The 16493-nt window shown below is 70.7% G+C and carries 19 protein-coding genes; 9 read left to right on the top strand and 10 right to left on the bottom strand.

Translation table 11 applies throughout. From position 1 onward, the window contains the following. Window positions 1-8: 8 nt before the first annotated feature. The 8 genes from ABZX02_RS10935 to ABZX02_RS10900 form a co-directional block, all read right to left on the bottom strand. The gene (locus ABZX02_RS10935) at window positions 9-569 is read right to left on the bottom strand and encodes a LysM peptidoglycan-binding domain-containing protein (RefSeq protein WP_355297032.1); all 561 of its coding nucleotides are present in this window, start codon (window positions 567-569) and stop codon (window positions 9-11) included. 161 nt (window positions 570-730) lie between these two features. Next, window positions 731-1675, bottom strand: coding sequence for a C40 family peptidase (locus tag ABZX02_RS10930; protein ID WP_355297030.1), 945 nt, complete (start codon window positions 1673-1675; stop codon window positions 731-733). Window positions 1676-1939: 264 nt separating this feature from the next. Next, the gene (locus ABZX02_RS10925) at window positions 1940-2908 is read right to left on the bottom strand and encodes a C40 family peptidase (protein WP_355297028.1); all 969 of its coding nucleotides are present in this window, start codon (window positions 2906-2908) and stop codon (window positions 1940-1942) included. A 63-nt stretch (window positions 2909-2971) separates the two neighbouring features. After that, entirely contained in the window at window positions 2972-3124 is a 153-nt protein-coding gene (locus ABZX02_RS10920; RefSeq protein ID WP_355297026.1) for a hypothetical protein, read from the bottom strand. 50 nt (window positions 3125-3174) lie between these two features. Continuing rightward, complete coding sequence (locus tag ABZX02_RS10915) at window positions 3175-3492, bottom strand: hypothetical protein (RefSeq protein WP_355297024.1); 318 nt, start codon at window positions 3490-3492, stop codon at window positions 3175-3177. 31 nt (window positions 3493-3523) lie between these two features. After that, window positions 3524-4708, bottom strand: a complete 1185-nt coding sequence (locus ABZX02_RS10910) for an MFS transporter (protein WP_355297022.1) — start codon at window positions 4706-4708, stop codon at window positions 3524-3526. Beyond that, complete coding sequence (locus ABZX02_RS10905) at window positions 4705-5748, bottom strand: PLP-dependent cysteine synthase family protein (RefSeq protein WP_355297020.1); 1044 nt, start codon at window positions 5746-5748, stop codon at window positions 4705-4707. The genes ABZX02_RS10910 and ABZX02_RS10905 overlap by 4 nt, the downstream gene beginning before the upstream one ends. A gap of 53 nt (window positions 5749-5801) precedes the next feature. Continuing rightward, window positions 5802-6137, bottom strand: a complete 336-nt coding sequence (locus ABZX02_RS10900; RefSeq protein ID WP_355297018.1) for a hypothetical protein — start codon at window positions 6135-6137, stop codon at window positions 5802-5804. Window positions 6138-6213: 76 nt separating this feature from the next. On the opposite strand from ABZX02_RS10900, the gene ABZX02_RS10895 reads away from it, so the two are divergent. The 4 genes from ABZX02_RS10895 to ABZX02_RS10880 are packed head-to-tail and all read left to right on the top strand — an operon-like array spanning window position 6214 to window position 9785. Then, entirely contained in the window at window positions 6214-7209 is a 996-nt protein-coding gene (locus tag ABZX02_RS10895; RefSeq protein WP_355297016.1) for an ABC transporter substrate-binding protein, read from the top strand. 4 nt (window positions 7210-7213) lie between these two features. Further along, entirely contained in the window at window positions 7214-8413 is a 1200-nt protein-coding gene (locus ABZX02_RS10890; RefSeq protein WP_355297015.1) for an MFS transporter, read from the top strand. Between the two features lie 50 nt (window positions 8414-8463). Further along, window positions 8464-9381: a prolyl aminopeptidase gene (gene pip / locus ABZX02_RS10885; protein WP_355297014.1), complete on the top strand. Its 918-nt coding sequence runs from the start codon at window positions 8464-8466 to the stop codon at window positions 9379-9381. Further along, window positions 9378-9785, top strand: a complete 408-nt coding sequence (locus ABZX02_RS10880; RefSeq protein WP_355297013.1) for a DUF1992 domain-containing protein — start codon at window positions 9378-9380, stop codon at window positions 9783-9785. Before pip ends, ABZX02_RS10880 begins: the two co-directional genes overlap by 4 nt. Here ABZX02_RS10880 and ABZX02_RS10875 read toward each other — a convergent pair whose 3' ends face one another. Continuing rightward, on the bottom strand, window positions 9786-10301 hold the full coding sequence (locus ABZX02_RS10875) for a lytic polysaccharide monooxygenase auxiliary activity family 9 protein (protein ID WP_355297011.1): 516 nt from the start codon (window positions 10299-10301) through the stop codon (window positions 9786-9788). A gap of 416 nt (window positions 10302-10717) precedes the next feature. Here ABZX02_RS10875 and ABZX02_RS10870 point away from each other — a divergent pair, with 416 nt between their 5' ends. Next, on the top strand, window positions 10718-12739 hold the full coding sequence (locus tag ABZX02_RS10870) for a LuxR C-terminal-related transcriptional regulator (protein ID WP_355297009.1): 2022 nt from the start codon (window positions 10718-10720) through the stop codon (window positions 12737-12739). Between the two features lie 297 nt (window positions 12740-13036). Continuing rightward, complete coding sequence (locus tag ABZX02_RS10865; RefSeq protein WP_355297007.1) at window positions 13037-14158, top strand: LuxR C-terminal-related transcriptional regulator; 1122 nt, start codon at window positions 13037-13039, stop codon at window positions 14156-14158. Here the strand turns inward: ABZX02_RS10865 and ABZX02_RS10860 are convergent. Beyond that, window positions 14145-14774, bottom strand: coding sequence for a DedA family protein (locus tag ABZX02_RS10860; RefSeq protein ID WP_355297005.1), 630 nt, complete (start codon window positions 14772-14774; stop codon window positions 14145-14147). The two genes, ABZX02_RS10865 and ABZX02_RS10860, sit on opposite strands and share 14 nt — an antisense overlap. A gap of 23 nt (window positions 14775-14797) precedes the next feature. Here ABZX02_RS10860 and ABZX02_RS10855 point away from each other — a divergent pair, with 23 nt between their 5' ends. The 3 genes from ABZX02_RS10855 (at window position 14798) to ABZX02_RS10845 (ending at window position 16480) form a co-directional block, all read left to right on the top strand. Continuing rightward, window positions 14798-15589, top strand: a complete 792-nt coding sequence (locus ABZX02_RS10855; RefSeq protein WP_355297003.1) for a cytochrome c biogenesis protein CcdA — start codon at window positions 14798-14800, stop codon at window positions 15587-15589. Between the two features lie 8 nt (window positions 15590-15597). Further along, the gene (locus ABZX02_RS10850; RefSeq protein ID WP_355297001.1) at window positions 15598-16071 is read left to right on the top strand and encodes a redoxin domain-containing protein; all 474 of its coding nucleotides are present in this window, start codon (window positions 15598-15600) and stop codon (window positions 16069-16071) included. 118 nt (window positions 16072-16189) lie between these two features. Beyond that, window positions 16190-16480, top strand: a complete 291-nt coding sequence (locus tag ABZX02_RS10845) for an HPF/RaiA family ribosome-associated protein (protein WP_355296999.1) — start codon at window positions 16190-16192, stop codon at window positions 16478-16480. The last annotated feature ends 13 nt before the right edge of the window (window positions 16481-16493 follow it).

Raw genomic sequence — 16493 nt, 5'->3', positions numbered from 1 at the left:
TCCCCAGGTCAGGGGATGGTCAGCACCTGACCCGGCTGGATGAGGTCCGGGTTCGCGATGCCGTTGGCGGAGGCGATCTCGCCGTAGCGGTTGCCGTCGCCGTAGAAACGCTCGGCGATCGCCCAGAGCGAGTCGCCGCCCTCGACGGTGTAGGTCTGCACGGCCGGGGCGGCGGGCGCGGCCGGCGCCTGCTCGACGACCGCGGGCTCCTCGGCCGCGGGGGCCGCTTGCGGCGAGTCGGTGTTGGTGTTCGAGGCCCAGCGGGCGCCGCCGTCGGCGCCGAAGACGACCAGGTTCCGGTCGTCCTGCAGGACCAGGCGCGAACCCTCGTTGCCCTGGGTGCCGGTGGACCACACGGCGCTGTCCTCGCTCGTGTAGAGCACGAAGTTGCCGTCGTCCTGCAGCGTGGCGCGCACCGCGCCCTTGCCGTCGGTGCCGCTGGCCCAGACGGTGCCGGTGTTCTCCGACAGGACCAGGTTGCCGTCGGACTGCAGAGTCAGCACGTACCCGTTGGCACTGGTGAGCTGCTGGCCGCGGGTGAGTTCCTGCCCGGCTTGCAAGGTGTCCACAGAACGCTCCACTTCGCACGATGACGACCGCCGGACCGGCGGCGCCCGAAGCGGAACGTAGTGAAGGCCGGGCGGTGGCGCCGGGTCAGCGGCGCACGTGCACCCGAAGGAGCGAAAAACGCCCCCGGCCCGGAGGCCAGGGGCGTTTCACGGAGAGACGGTCAGCCCTCGATGCGGCGGATCACGGAGATCGGGCCGATCGAGTCGATGTCGGCGATCTTCACCGGCACGCCCTCGGTCGACGCGTGCACGGCGCGGATGCCGTCCACCGCCATCGCCACGTGGGACTGGCTCGAGTAGTAGACGATGATGTCGCCGGCGCGGACCTCGCCACGACCCACGGAGCGGCCGGCGGCCGCCTGGGCGTAGCTGGTGCGGCCGATGGTCACGCCCGCCGAGCGGTACGCGGCCTGGATCAGCGACGAGCAGTCCCACGAGTCCGGGCCGTTCGAGCCGTAGACGTAGGGCTTGCCGCGCTGGTTGAGCGCGAACTGCAGGGCCTGGCCCGCGGCGCCGGCCGGAACCGAGATGTTCGACATGTCACCGGACTGCGCGAGCTGGTTCTTCACCGTGGTGCTCAGCGACCGGTACTGGTTCTGCGCCTCGGTGAGCTGCTTGTCGAGATCGGCCTTCTTCTGGTCCATCTCGGCGAGGAGCTTCTTCGACGCCTCGGTGGCGTCCGTGGCGGTCTTCGTCGCCGCGTCGGCCGCGTTGACGGCGTCGGTCAGCTTCTGCAGCGCCTCCGCGTTGTCGGCCGCGAGGATGTTGATGGCCGACATGCGGTTGAGGAAGTCCTGCTGCGAGTCGCTCACCAGCAGCGCGGAGATCTGGCTGAAGTTCGCGCCCGAGTTGGTGGCCTCGGTGAGGAGGTCGACCTGACCGCGCAGCGCCTCCTCGGCCTTCTGGGCGTTGGCCAGGTCGCCCTTGGCCTTGTCCAGCTCACCCTGCTTGGCCTTCAGGTCGTCCTGGGCCTTGAGGTGGTCCTGGTTGAGCTTCGACGCCTGCTCGGACAGCTCGTTGTACTTCTTGAGCGCGTCCGCGGCGTTCGGCTGTGCGGTGGCCGGAGCCGTGGGGAGAGCGGCCGCGACGACGGCAGCCGTCGCCACGAGAGCTCCACGCACGATGCGGCGTGAGGGTTGCGACACCACGTCGCGGTTCCTCCTTTTTCCTGGCAGTCGCCCACACGAGAACTACTCCGCGTGAGGCGACAACCTTGGCGTGTGCCCCGACTGGGTTAACTGCTGGGCCGAAGGTCTCGGACAGGTTACGGAATGACCTTGTCCTCGTCCAGCACCGGGTCCCGGCAAGTCACCGGCCAGCACGCTCTCACAGTCGTCTACGTCGGTGTATCGCGGGGTAGGAGAGACGCGTCACCCGACCACGCGGCGAATCACCGAAATGGGTCCGATGGAGTCGATGTTCGCGACCTTCACGGGCACGCCCTCGGTCGACGCGTGCACCGCGCGGGTGCCGTCGATGGCCATCGCGACGTGCGACTGACCGGAGTAGTAGATGATCAGGTCGCCCGCCGTGACCTCGCCGCGGCCGACCCCGCGGCCGACCTTCGCCTGGTCGTACGTCGTGCGCGGGATGGACACCCCGGCGGCCCGGTAGGACGCCTGCATCAGCGACGAGCAGTCCCACGAGTTCGGTCCGTTCGACCCGAACACGTACGGCTTGCCCTGCTGGCTCATCGCGAAGTTGAGAGCCGTGCCCGCCGCACCGGCCGGCGCCGTCACCGTCACCTTGGGGCCGGTGCTCGCGAGCGTCTGCTGCTGCGGCCGCGACAGCGACTGGTACTTGGCGCGCGCGGTCGACACCTGCGCGTCCATCGCCACCTTGCGCGTCGACACGTCCGCGGCGATCTTCTCGGCGGCGGCAGCGGCGTTCGTGGCGTCGCCACGGGCCTTCTGCGCGGCCTCGAGCGTGGCGCTCATCCGCGCCACCGCCTCGTTCTGGTCGGCGGCGATGATGTTCATCGCCTGCATCCGCTCGAGGAAGTCCTGCTGGGACGACGACGTGAGCAGCGCCGAGATGTTGTTGAACCGGGCGCCCTCGAACGAGGCCTCGGTCAGCACGTCGACCTGGCCGCGGAACTGCTCCGACTCGGCCAGCGCCTTCTTCTCGGCCTCGGTGGCGGCCGCGACGACCCCGTTCGCGGTGGACAGGTCGCCCTGCGCCTTGAGGTGGTCCTGGCTGAGCTTCTCCGCCTCCCGCGTCAGGTCGTTGTAGGCCTTCAGCGCGTCTTCGGCGGGCTGTGCATGCGCCGAGGGCATCGACACCACCGTCGCGGCGATCACGGCGGCGAGAGCGGTGGTCCTTGCAGCACGGCCGGGCACGCGGCCTCCTCAGGAGTCGGAATCGGCTTCTGAGGAGGCGTACGGCCTAACGGGTGAAGAGGTTCAGTCGAACTCGACGAGCGGTCCCTCGACGACGACCAGGGGAGCGTCGACCTCGACGTCCACGAGCTCGTCGGCGAGCACGGGCGACGCCGTGACGAGGGCGATTCCGGCCGCGGCGGCCAGGGTGGTGGCGATGCGTGAAGAAAGGGACACGCACAGCAACCTAACGAACCAAATGCCGCAAATCGGGCGAACTCACTCGATCAGGCGGCCCGGTGTGCCTCGATCGAGGCACGGCACGCGGCGATCAGGCGGGCGGTGGCGGTGCTGCCCCCGCGCCCGCAGCGGGGGCAGCACATCGCGACGTCCCCGGCGAACTCGTCCACCACGACGCCGAGCGGCGTGTCGCAGCCCCGGCACCAGCGGTGCCGCGTCACGGGGTTGACGTGCACCGGCGACGAGACGCACTGGTGGATCCACCTGCCGTGCACGTGGCAGGTCAGCCGGTCGTCGGGCGCCAGGAAGCCGTCGTCCTCCGCGTGGTCCTCCTCGGCCAGTGTGGCGATGAGCATGGCGATCATGGCGACCCTCCGATCCGGAACCTGCCTTCTGCTAGGACGTCGAACCGGCCGCCACGGAATCGACACGGGCCGCCAGCTTCTTCAGCGCCCACGCGCAACCGAGCCCCACGGCCACGAGAACGAGCCACGGCGCCCACGGCACACCCGCGCGCGCTGCGGCGTCGAACCCGACTCCGGTGAGCAGGTTGCCGAGCAGGATCCCCACGCCCACGACCGTGTTGTAGAGGCCGTAGTGCGTCGCCACCAGGTGATCGCCCGACAACGCCACGATCTTGTCCATCTCGAACGGGAACACGACCATCGTGCCGAGAGCGAGCAACGCCGCGCACAGCACGAGGCCGGGCCATCCGCCGTAGATCGCCGGGAGGAACGCGAGGCCCAGCACCGCCATCCCGGCGACCAGTGACCGGTCGGGTCCGAACCGGGCGCGGGCGAACGCTGTCACCCGCAGCTGGCCCACGACCGCGAGCACCCCCGACACGGCGAACAGCACCGCGGTCAGCACCGCCGACCCCGAGGCCAGCGGCAGCGCCAGGTAGACCTGGAACGAGAGCACGTACGAGCCGGTCATCGCGAGCGCGAACAGCACGAACCGCCGGTTCGAGAACACCCGCCGCCAGTCGGCGAGCACCGAGTCGCCCGACGGCGTCCCGGCGCGCGCGGGCAGCGACCGCCACTGCAGCACCGTGAGCACCAGGAACACGCACGCCGCCACCAGGCAGGTCAGCCGGAAGTCCACCGCTGTCAGCGCCAGTCCGAGCAGCGGACCCACCAGGATCCCGGTCTGGTAGAAGACGTTGAACAGCGCGAACGCCTCCACGCGCCGTGGACCGGCATCGGCGGCGACGTAGGCCCGTACCGCCGGGTTGAACAACGCCCCGGCGAACCCGGTGGCCGCCGACGCGAGCACCAGCGCCGGCACGCCGTCCACGAACCCGAGCAGCGCGAACCCGCCGGTCCGCAGCGCGCAGCCCGCCACGATCAACGGCTTGTACCCCAGCCGGTCCGCGAGCGTGCCGCCGATCAGGAACATGCCCTGCTGCGCGAAGTTCCGCACGCCCAGAACGAGTCCCACGGCCCATCCGGCCAGTGCGAGCGTCACGGACAGATGCGCGGCGAGGTACGGCATCAGCATGTAGAAGCCGACGTTGATGCTGAACTGGTTGAGCAGCAACAACTGCACGCTGCGGTCGAACGAACGGAAACGTGCGATCACACCGTCACCGCCATGGGGTCCACAACGGACCGGCACATGCTCCACGACAGCACTTCCCGCTCTCCGGGCGAAGAGATCTCCTCGGGGTCCACGGCGGGAACGACGTCCAACAGCCCGTGCGCGGCGCAGTACTCGTCGCTGTACACGGTGTCGAAGTACCGCTGTGGCCCGTCCGGGAACACGGCGGCGATCCGCGTGCCGGGCGGCGACGTCCGCGCCAGCCACGACGCCACCAGCGCGACCGCACCCACGCTCCAGCCACCGCTCGCGTAGTGCCGCGCGGCCAGCGTCCGGCACGCCCACACGGCCTCGCCGGGGTTCACCCAGTGCACCTGGTCGAACGCCGCGTAGTCGACGTTGCGCGGGAAGATGCTCGACCCGAGCCCGCGCATCAGCCGCGGCCGCGCGGGCTGGCCGAAGATGGTCGAGCCGATCGTGTCGACCCCGGCGAGCCGCAACGCCGGGAAGTGCCGGCGCAGCACCCGCGACACGCCCGCGCTGTGCCCGCCGGTGCCGACGGCGCAGACGAGCACGTCCACGTGGTCGAGCTGGGCGGCGAGCTCGTGGGCCAGCGAGGCGTAGGCCGAGACGTTGTCGGGGTTGCCGTACTGGTCGGGGCAGTACGCGCCGGGCAGGGCCGTCACCAGCTCGGCGACCCGCCGCCGGCGCGCTTCCTGCCAGCCGCCGGTCGGGTGCGGGCGGTCGACGACGTCCACGGTCGCGCCGTGCGCGCGCAGCATCCGCCGCACGATCGGTTCCAGGCCGGGATCGGTCACCAGCGTGACCGGGACGCCGTGCGTCAGTCCGGCGAGCGCGAGGCCCAGGCCGAGCGTGCCGCTGGTCGACTCCACGACGTGGCCGTCCGGGCGGAGGTCGCCGCGCTCCAGGGCGCGGCCGATCATGTGCAGCGCGGCGCGGTCCTTCATGCCACCGCCGGGATTCGCGCTCTCGAGCTTCGCCCAGAAGCCGGTGGGACTGGTGCGGGACAGCTCGTCGATCCAGAGCACGGGCGTGCTCCTGTCCAGCATGGGAACAGACATGGGTTTCCTCGGGAAAAGGTGTGGTCGGACCGGTGAAGGGGGCGGGGGCCGGCCTAGGTCCGCGAGATCCCGAGATCGAGCAGGAGTGTGCGCCCGGCACTGCCGTGCGGGGAGGGGAGCGGGCACGCCGATGCCGCCGCGACGGCCCGTGCGGGTGGCTCCGCGTCCGGTGCGGCAGGGGAGTGCGGCGTGGTCTGCACGGCGGCCTGGACGGGCGCGGCGGGTGCCGCGTGGTGGGTCTCGCCGTGGTGGCAGACCTCGCCGGAGATCCCGGGCGCGGCGTGGTGCGCGGGCTCCGGCGGGCAGGCGGGGTGCAGTGCGAACACCGCGAGCAACAGCAGTGCGACGACGACGAAGCGGCGACGCCCCGTCGTCGAATGATTCCGCACGGTGACAACCTACCGCAGATTCTCGTTTCCCGGTTCCTCTTGGTAGGTTAGGCAAGCCTAAACAGGAGGTGGACAGGTGCGCAGGACAGTCGCCGCGGTTCTGCTGCTCGGCCTAGTGGCCGGGTGCGGTGGAAACGCTCCCACGGAGCAGTCGGGAAGTGGCCAGTGGTCCTTCAAGGACGATCGCGGCAAGGAGGTCACCGCGCCGAAACGGCCTGAACGCGTCGTCGCGCAGGTGTCCGCCGCGGGCGCACTCAAGGACTACGGCATCAACGTCGTCGGCACCTTCGGCCCGCTCAAGCGCGCGGACGGCACGACCGACCCGGAGGCCGGCAGCATCGACCCGAGCCAGGTCACCGACGTGACCGGCCCCGGCTACGGTGAGATCGACTTCGAGAAGTTCGCCGCGCTGAACGCCGACCTGGTCGTCGCGGGCTACTACCCCGAGGTCTCCGGGCTCTGGCACCTCACGGCCGAGTTCGAGGAGAAGGTCGCCAAGATCGCCCCGACCGTCGGCATCGGACAGTCGAAGATCCAGCTGCCGGACGGGATCAAGCGCTTCAAGGAGCTCGCGAAGTCCCTCGGCGCCGACGTCGACTCGGCGAAGGTGAAGGCCGACGAGGAGGCGTTCACCAAGGCAGCCGACCGGCTCAAGGCCATCGGCAAGAAGATGACGGACGCGCAGCAGAAGATCCAGGTGGTCGGCGCGGACCCGAAGCTCTTCTACGTCGCCGTGCCCGCCCGCAACCCCGACCTCGACTGGTACGTCAAGGAGCTGGGCCTGCCGCTGCTCACGCCGGACAAGCCCGACACCGAGGGCGGCGGCTACTTCCAGTCGCTGTCGTGGGAGAACTCCGGCACGTACAAAGAGCACGTGATCATGTGGGACACCCGCCAGCACGTGCTCAACCCGGAGCAGATGAAGGAGGGCCACCCGGTCTTCCAGGGGCTGCCCGCCGTGCAGGCCGGCCGGTTCGTCGAGTGGAACGCGGTCGCCCCGCTGAGCTACTCCTCCTACGCCGGGATCATGAACAAATTGGCTGACCAGCTGGACCAGGTGTTGGCAAAGTAGCCATGTGCTGACGCTTTTGAAGGACAACGGCCCGTTGCGCGTGCTCAGCACCGCACGGGTCGTTTCCGTTGTGGGGGACGCGCTCAGCCTCGTCACGCTGATGGTGCACGTGCAGTCCGTGCTCGGGAAGGCCATCGCAGTGGCGGCGCTGCTGCTCGTGGGCGACTTCGCGCCGTCGTTGCTCAGTCCGCTCACGGGTGTCATCAGCGACCGGTTCGACCGGCGCACGGTCATGATCGTCTGCGAGCTGACGCAGGCCGTGCTGCTGGCGGTCATCGCGTTCACGCTGCCGCCGTTGCCGGTGCTGCTCGCGCTGGTCGGTGTGCGGGCGGTGGTCGGGCAGGTCTTCATCCCGGCGTCGCGGGCGGCGGTGCCGTGCCTGGTCGCGGAGAAGGACCTCGCGCAGGCCAACACCGCGCTGGGGCTGGGCAGCAACAGCGCCGACGTGATCGGGCCGTTCCTCGCCGCCCTGCTGCTGCCGTTCCTGGGGGTGCGCGGTGTGCTGTTCGTGGACGCCGCGTCGTTCGCGCTGTCGGCGTTGTTGTTGCTGCGCCTGCCGAAGCTCGTCGTGCCCGCGGAGCCGGGGGAGACGGTGCTCGGCGACGCGAAGGCGGGGCTGAGCGAGATCTGGCGCAACCGGGCGCTGCGGATCGTGTTCCTGGGTTTCTGCGGGGTCGTCGCGTGCACGGCGATCGACGACGTGGCGGTCCTGCAGCTCACGGTGGTGGTGTTCGGGGAGTCCGAGAGCGTCGCCGGGATCCTGCTCGGGGCGGTCGGCGTCGGTCTGCTGCTGGGGTACGCGCTGCTGGCGCGCGGGAGCGCGCGGTGGGGCATGGTCGCGCTGCTCGTCACCGGGTTCGTGATCAGCAGCGCCGGAAACCTGCTCACCGGCCTCGCGTGGGGCGTCGCGTCGGCGTTCGCGCTGCAGGCCGTGCGGGGACTGGGGATCGCGGCGATGGACGTCGCGCACAGCACGCTGATCCAGCGGCTCGCGCCCGCCGACCGGACGGGCAGGGTGTTCGGCAACTTCTACGGCGGGATCGGTGTGGCGGCGGCGATCTCGTACGTCGCGGGCGGTCTGCTCATCGACGTCCTGGGGCCGCAGCTGATCCTCGTGCTGTCCGGTGGTGCCGGAGTCCTGGTGGCGTTGTGGGTGGTGGCCGCTTCACGCGCGAGAGGTGTCGAGTGGGAACCGGCCTCTTGAGGTGACCGACCTGGACGATCTTGTCGGTGCGGGTCGCTAGTCTCGTTCGCATGGAGCCCTACGAGCACGGCCTGCTCGACGTCGGTGACGGCCACCACGTCTACTGGGAGACCGTCGGCAACCCCGCCGGCAAGCCCGCCGTGTTCGTGCACGGAGGTCCGGGCAGTCCCGCGAAGGGCGCGCGGAAGGCGCTCGACGCCGAGAAGTTCCGCATCGTGATCTTCCACCAGCGCGGCTGCGGGCTGAGCACGCCGCACGCGAGCGACCCGGCCGCCGACCTGGGCGTCAACACCACCGACCACCTGATCGCGGACATGGAGCGGCTCCGCGAGCACCTCGGCGTCGAGAAGTGGTTGCTGTACGGCGGTTCCTGGGGCACCACGCTCTCGGTCGCGTACGCGCAACGGCATCCCGAAAGGGTGTCGGAGATGATCCTCATCGCCGTCACGCTGTCGTCTCAACGCGAGATCGACTGGTTGTACCGGGGTGTGTCGCGGTTCTTCCCGGAGGCGTGGGCCCGGTTCAGCGCGCACACCGGCGACGCGCCAGACGTTGTGCGGGCGTACGCGGAGCTGATGGAGAGCCCGGAGCGCGAGGTGCGTGAGCGGGCGGCCGCGGAGTGGTGCCGGTGGGAGGACACGGTGTTGTCGCTGGAGGACTTCGGCAAACCCGTCGTGTTCGCGGGGCGCGCGAACGAGGAGACGGTCGCGCTCGTGCGGATCGTCGCGCACTACTACTCGCACGGCGGTTTCGTGGACGACCTGCTGGGTGGCGCGGGCAAGCTCGCCGGCATCCCCGCCGCGCTGATCCACGGCAGGCGCGACCTGAGCTGCCCGGCCGACACGGCGCACGCGCTCGCGCAGGCGTGGCCGGACGCCGAGCTGACCCTCGTGGACGACAGTGGCCACAAGGGCAGCCCCGCCCTCACAGCGGCGATCGGAGCCGCGGTCAGGAGGTTTTCCCCATGACGCAACGGAAACCGCCCGGGATGGGCTTCGAGTCGTGGATCGACAGGCAGATCCGCGAGGCCCAGGAGCGGGGTGAGTTCGACGACCTGCCCAGCGCCGGCAAACCGTTGCCCGACGCGGGGAAGGCGCTCGAGGAGGACTGGTGGATCAGGAGGAAGGTCCGGGAGGAAGAGGGCACGACAGGGTTGCCCCCTTCCCTGGTGTTGCGCAAGGAGGCCGAGACCGCCAGGGCACGGGCCCTGGCGGCCGCGACTGACGACGAGGCGCGCGCGATCATCGGTGAGGTGAACGCGCGAATCCTCGACGCGTTGCGGAAACCGTTGTCCGGTCCGCCTTTGACGCTGATGCCGTTCGACGTCGACGAGCTGCTGCGTGAGAGGAAGGGGACCTCACGCGGCCGGTGATCAGCTCGCGTTGATGTCGATGCAGGAGTAGAACGCCATCGCGGTGTCGCCGATGTTCCACACGGCCAGGACCTTGTGGCGACCGGCGGAGCCGACGTTGACGGTGTGCTGCACGGTGGCCGGCGGCTGCTGGTTGTTGCCGCTGAACGTCGCGACCTTGCGGCCGTCGACGAAGTAGTCGTAGTCACGCGTGCGGTGCCGGGCGGTGAAGGTCCAGTTGAAGGTCACCGAACGGCCGGTGTTCGTGACCCGCCAGCCCTTGTTGTCGTTGCTCAGCTCGGAGAACTGCGACAGGTTGGCGTGGCAGCTCTGCAGGCCCTTCGGGCCCTCGACGGACTGCGGTTCGTACTGGATGTTGCCGCAGGAGACGGTGCGCGCGGCACACTGGGCCTGGCGGCTCGGCGGTGAGTTCACATAGCCGTGGGCGAACGCCGTGCCGCTGGGGAGTGCCACGACGATCAACGGTGCGGCGAGAACGCCGGCCATCGCGGCCGTAGCTTTGCGTCCGATCTTCATGTGACTTCCTTTGCCTTGATGTGTGCGTACTCCCGTTACATCGCGGCGGCGATTGAAGGTCTAGACCATACCGCGCGTAATCGCAGTGCCACAAGGTGTGTCCGATAGATCAGTCAGGTAAGCGGTTGGGGACCGACTTCGTACAAGCCCGAAACACCGGGCGGAAGTGCGTGAAGTCGTTGGGTTCTGTGCGGGTTCGGGCTTCGGGGCGAGTACCGCGCGTGGGTTTCCGTCGGCTTCGGGGAAACCGGGACGGCGACCGGAACTCCACCGGAGCGTTGACGGAGGGTGATCACCAGCGTCTCGGCAGGTGGGCGGTCACGGCCGCGTTCGCGCAGTTCACACCGGTTGTTGGGCGGTGCCGCGTTTCCGGAACGACATTTCTTCACACCGCGTCCGCTCCTAGAATCGCGCGCATGTGGTGGTCGGTGGACGCACGCTCCCGTCTGGTGGGACGGGAGCGGGAGCTGACCACCGCGCGGCGGCTGCTGCGGCGGCACCGGCTGGTGACCCTCGTCGGGCCCGGCGGCGCGGGGAAGTCGCGGCTCGCGGCCGAGCTGAGCCCCGATGACGCCGTGGTCGAGCTGGAGCCGGTGCGCCGTCCCGACCTGCTGTGGCACGTGATCGCGTTCGCGCTCGACGTGGGGGAGGAGCCGGGTTCCCCGGTGCGCGCCGTGGTGAAGCGCGCCCTGGCCGGGCACCGCGTCCTGGTGTTGGACAACTGTGAGCACCTCGTCCACGAGGCCGCCGAGGCGGTGGCCGAGCTGCTGGCCTGCTGCCCGCGCCTGAAGGTCCTCGTGACGAGCCGCGAACCCCTCGACCTGGCCGGGGAGATGTGCGTCGAGATCGGCCCGCTGTCCCCGGCCGACGCGCGGCAGCTGTTCGTGCAGTGCGGTGGCGCGCCCGAGCTCGCCGACTCGGTGCGCGACCACCTGCCGCTCGCGATCGAGCTCGCCGCGGCGAGGACCGACGTGCCCGCCCGCCACCGCACGCTCGACGCGGTCATCGGGTGGAGCTACGACCTGCTGACCCCGGCCGAGCGGTCCGCGTTGCGCAGGCTCTCGGTGCTGATCGGCGACTTCGACCTGACCCTGGCCGCCGCGGTGTGCGGTGAGGGAGCGGACGTCGTGGGACTGATGGCCTCGCTGCGCGCCAAGTCCCTGGTGGTGCGGTCGCCGTCGTCGTCGAGCGCGCGGTTCCGGGTGCTCGAGTCGATCCGCCTGTTCGGCCTCGCGCGGCTGGAGGAGAGCGGCGAGGCCGACGCGGCGTTCGACCTCCTCGTCGACTCGCTGGCCGGCAGGATCCGGTCCATCTCGGCGGCGCCGGTGGCCACGCCCGACATGGAAACGTGGCTGACGAGCCAGGAACACCAGCTGTCCCAAGCCATCGCGCGTGTGCCACGCACGGACCCACGGCACACATGGCTGGTCGCGGGCGCCGTGTACGTGTGGTCGCTACACGGCTCGTACAGCGAAGCCATGCGCATGGCCGAGGCCGCGTTGGCACACGGCCCGTTGACGTCGCACGCGGAGATGCTGCTCTTTCGCGCGGCCTGGCTCGCCGGCGCCACCGGCGACGAGGCGGCGGCGCTGCGGTACGCGGAGGCCCTGGTGGCCCACCCGGCGATGAGCCTGCCCGCGTGGGAGGCGCGCGGCTGGAACACCCTGGGCTACGCGCGCGGGATCAACGACGACCTCGCCGGCGCCCGCACCGCCACCGAACGATCGCTGGCGGCGGCGAGGTCGCTGGGCGACGCGGCGTTGCTGATGACGTTCCTCAACAACCACGCCTGGCTCCTCATGCGCCTGAACGACCTCCCCGCCGCACTGGCGGCAACTCTCGAGTCGCTGTCGTTCGGCGTCCGCGACGGCTTCCGCCTGATGGCCTGCCGCCACACCGCGGGCGTGATCGCCCTGGCCGCCGGCGACGTCGACCAGGCAGAGCACCACTTCACGATCGCGCTGCGCGTCGGTGCCCCCACGACATCGCTGGCAGGAGTGGTCGAGGGCCTGGGCATCGTGGCGGCCCGCCGCGGCGACCCGGACCGCGCCGTGGTGCTGATGACCGCCGCGGCCGCCACCCGCGAGACCCGCGGCTCCCGGCCGCAGGAACCCTGGAACAGGGTGGTGGCCGACGCCCGCGACCGCGCACTCGCCCAGGCGGGCCCGCGGCGGGCGTCCCGGGCCCGGTCGCTGGGGGAGCGCCTCGACCACGCCGCGCTGCTGGCGTACGTGAGCGCGACGAGGTCCGGCGAACCGCTGACCGCGCGGCAGCGGCAGATCGCGGACCTCGTGGCCGACGGGCTGACGAACACCGAGATCGCTGTGCGGCTGGGGATCTCGGTCGCGACGGTGCGCACACACGTGACGCAGATGTTGTCGCGGCTGGGGTTGAGCTCGCGTACGCAGCTGGCGGCCCGGATGGCGAGGGCGCGGTGAGCGGGTGCGGGGAGTGCGGCGCCGGTCTGGTGGGGCGGGTGGCTTGTGGCGGCGCGCTGAGCGGGTGCGGCGCGCTGTTCGCGGCTTGGGTGGCGAGGGTGGCGTGGTGAGCCGGTGCGGTTCGCGGCTTGGGTGGCGCGGTGTGCGGGTGCGGCGCGTGGATCGCGGCCCGGACGGCGAGCGTGGCACGGTGAGTGGGGGCGCGGAGCGTGGTGCCGGTCTGGCGGGGCGGGTGCAAGGCGGCGCCGTGAGTGGGTGCGGCGCGCTGCTCGCGGTCCCGGCTGGGAGCGTGGCGCGGTGAGCCGGTGCGAGGAGTGCGGTGCCGAACTCTCCGCGACCGCCAAGTACTGCTCCGGCGCGTGCCGCCAGCGCGCCTACCGCCGCCGTGCCCGCGACGTCGTGCCGGCCTCCCCTCGCCTCGACACGTTCGCCGGCCGCACCACCGAGCTCGCCGAGCTCACCACCCTGCTGGCGCGCAACCGGATCGTCACCGTGACCGGGCCGCCCGGCGTCGGCAAGTCGCGGCTCGTGCACGAGGTCGTGGCGAACCGGCAGCACGTGCTGGTGGTCGGGCTCGCGGGCCTCATGCGGGTGCCGGACGTGCCCGCGGACGTGCCGGGGCTGCTGGTGCTCGACGGGTGCGAGCACGTGCTCGCGGACTGCGCTCGCCTGCTCGCCGCGCACCCCTCGTGGCGTGTCCTCGCCACGAGTCACGTGGCTTTGGGCGTGCCGGGGGAGCAGGTGTACCGGCTCGGGCCGCTCGCCGCGCGGGACGCGAAGCGGCTCTTCCTCGACCGCGCGATGGCGCTCGGCGGAGGGTTCGACGAGAACGCGTCGCTGCTCGACGTCGTCTGCGCTCGCCTCGACCGGTTGCCGCTGGCGCTGGAGCTCGCGGCACGGCTGGTGCGCGTGCTGACGCTGCAGGAGATCGCGGAGAGGCTCGACGACCGGTTCGCGGTGCTCACCACGGGGCCGCGGGACGCGCCGGCGCACCACCGGTCGTTGCACGCCGCGTTCGACCGGGCCTACGCGCTGCTGGGCGAGGACGAGAAGGTCGCGCTGCACACGTTCGCGCTCCGGCCCGGTTCGGTCGAGCCGGAGGTGGCCGAGCGGCTGCGGGCGCGGTCGTTGCTCGAACCCGGTTTCACGATGCTCGAGTCGGTCCGGCAGTTCGCGCTGCCCGGGGTGTCGGTCACGCCGCCGCGCCCGCCGGCGGAGCCGGAGGAGACCGCGCTGTCGTGGCGGGACGAACGGCTGGTGCGGGTTGCGGCGATGGTCGCGGAAGGTCTGACCAACAGGCAGATCGCGGACGGGCTGCACGTGTCGCTGCGGACCGTGGAGGCGGACGTGCGCGACCTCAAGTCCGTGCTGGGAGTGCGGTCACGCGCGCAGATCGCCGCGTGGACTACGCGGTCGTGACGTCTTCCTCCTCGGCGGCCTTCGCGAGTCGTTTCTTCACCACGAAGACGCCGACGACGCCGAACACCACGGCGAGCGCGAGACCGGCGTAGGAGAAGCCCTTCAGCCACTTCTCGGCGACCACGCCGAGGTAGTAGACGGCCGCCGCCGTCCCGCCCGCCCACACGACGCCGCCCAGTGCGTTCGCCACCAGGAACTTGCCGTAGTTCATGTGCAGCGACCCGGCGAGAGGACCGGCGAGAATGCGCAGCAACGCCACGAACCGGCCGAAGAACACCGCCCACGCGCCGCGTTTCTGGAACACCCTGCGCGCGTGTTCGAGCTGCGTTTCCCCGAAGTGCTTCGGGAATTTCCGGCCCATCCACGCGAACAACCGCGGTCCGCCGCGCCGGCCGATGAGGTAGCCGAAGTTGTCGCCGATGATGGCGCCCGCGCTCGCCCACACGCCGATCCACAACGGGCTCAGCTCGTCGTGCTGCGACGCCAGCAGCGCGGCCGTGACCAGCACGATCTCGCCGGGCAACGGGATCCCGAGCGACTCGAAACCGATCACCAGGCCGACGACCAGGTACACGAGCAGAGGGGGGATGGCTTCGAGCCACTGTTCGACCGGCACCCCGCAACTCTAGCCTCAGCGCCGTGAACGAGCTCGCCCTCGCGGTCCTCGCGGGAATGGTCGCCACGGTCAACCCGTGCGGATTCGCGATGCTGCCCGCCTATTTGGCACTGGTGGCACGCGACAGCCCCGCCAGAGCCTTTATGTCCGGTTTGGTGATGACGGCCGGATTCGTCACTTTCTTCGGCGCATTCGGCATTCTGGTCGCCCCCGTCGCCGCGACCCTGAAGCGTTATCTGCCGTTCGTGACGGTCGTGATCGGGCTCGCGATGGTCGTGGTCGGAGTGCTCCTGCTGCTGGGCAAGGACCTCTACGTCCGGCTGCCGAAACTGCGCGCGGCACCGAAGAGCCTCTGGTCCATGTACGGCTACGGCGTCGCGTTCGCCATCGCCTCTCTCTCGTGCGCGATCGGCCCGTTCTTCGCTGTCATCGGCGCGTCACTGCAGACAGGCGTGATGGCGTTCCTCGCCTACGCACTGGGCATGGGTCTCGTGGTCACCGTGCTCGCCGTCGCGGGCTCCGCGCTCGCACCGCGCATCAGGACGTTGCTGCCGCACGTCGGTCGCATCGGTGGCGCGGTCCTCGTGGTCGTGGGCGCGTACGTGACGTACTACGGCGTCTACGAACTGCGGTTGTTCCTGGCCGGTGCCAGCGCGGTCGACCCGGTCGTGCGGGGTGCGGGGCGGTTCCAGAACCTGCTCGTGAACCTGGTCGGGACGCTCGGACCGTGGCCGTTCGCGGTGGTGCTGGTGATCGCGGGCGCTTGGTGGCTGAACCGGAGGAGGCGCCGGGCCGTACGCCCCGACGGGAGGTGAGGAGCCGAATGCGCATCCTCGGACTGCTGCTGGGAGTCCTGCTGCTCGCCGGCTGCGCGGAGCAGGCGCCGCCGCCGGAGAAGTTCCGGTTCACCGCCAAGACCCTCGACGGCGCGGAGTTCCGCGGCGACAAGCTCGCCGGCCAGCCCGCCGTGCTGTGGTTCTGGACGCCGTGGTGCCCGTCCTGCAACGCCGAGGCCGAGAAGGTCGAGGCGCTCGCCGAGCGGCACGGCGAGGTGCAGTTCGTCGGCGTCGCGGCGGAGGACCAGCTCGACGCCATGAAGAAGTTCGTCGGCGACCACGAGATGACCGCCTTCCCCCACCTCGCGGACCTCGACGGCGCGGTGTGGAAGCGGTTCGGCGTCACCGCGCAGCCGACTTTCGCGTTCGTGCGCGTCGACGGCTCGGTGGAGCTGCTCACCGGCTCGCCCACCGAGGAGGAGCTCGACGAGCGCGTTTCCTCTTTGGTGCCAAAGACTTGAGCCCAGGACAAAGGCCCTGCCCGCTCGGGACCAACGCCCGGTTCGGCACGGCGCGGGAGACCGTACCGTCGAACCGGCCGCGCGGCGCTGTCGCGCGGCCCCGAGGAGGCAGGTGCCGATGGACTACATCCAGGTCTCGCTCGCGGAGGCCATTCCCGAGCAGGCCAGGGACTACGCGTCCGCGCGGATCGGCTCGCTGGACAGGTACGCGCCGGACCGCGTCGACTTCGCGTGGGTCAACCTGACCTCGGACAGGTCCGTGATCCACGCGCACGCCCGGCTCGACCTGAAGTGGGTGGAGGTGCAGGCGTACGCGGAGGGGGACACGGTCACCGAGGTGATCGACCTGGTGCGGGAACGCGTGCGGCGGCAGCTCGTCTCGATGCGCCGCGTGCCCGTCCACAACTGACTCCGCGCCACGT

Origin of the sequence: Lentzea sp. NPDC003310 (assembly GCF_040610935.1) — a bacterium.
In the GTDB taxonomy this organism is placed as follows: Bacteria; Actinomycetota; Actinomycetes; order Mycobacteriales; family Pseudonocardiaceae; genus Lentzea.
This window is presented reverse-complemented; position numbering and strand designations above follow the sequence as displayed.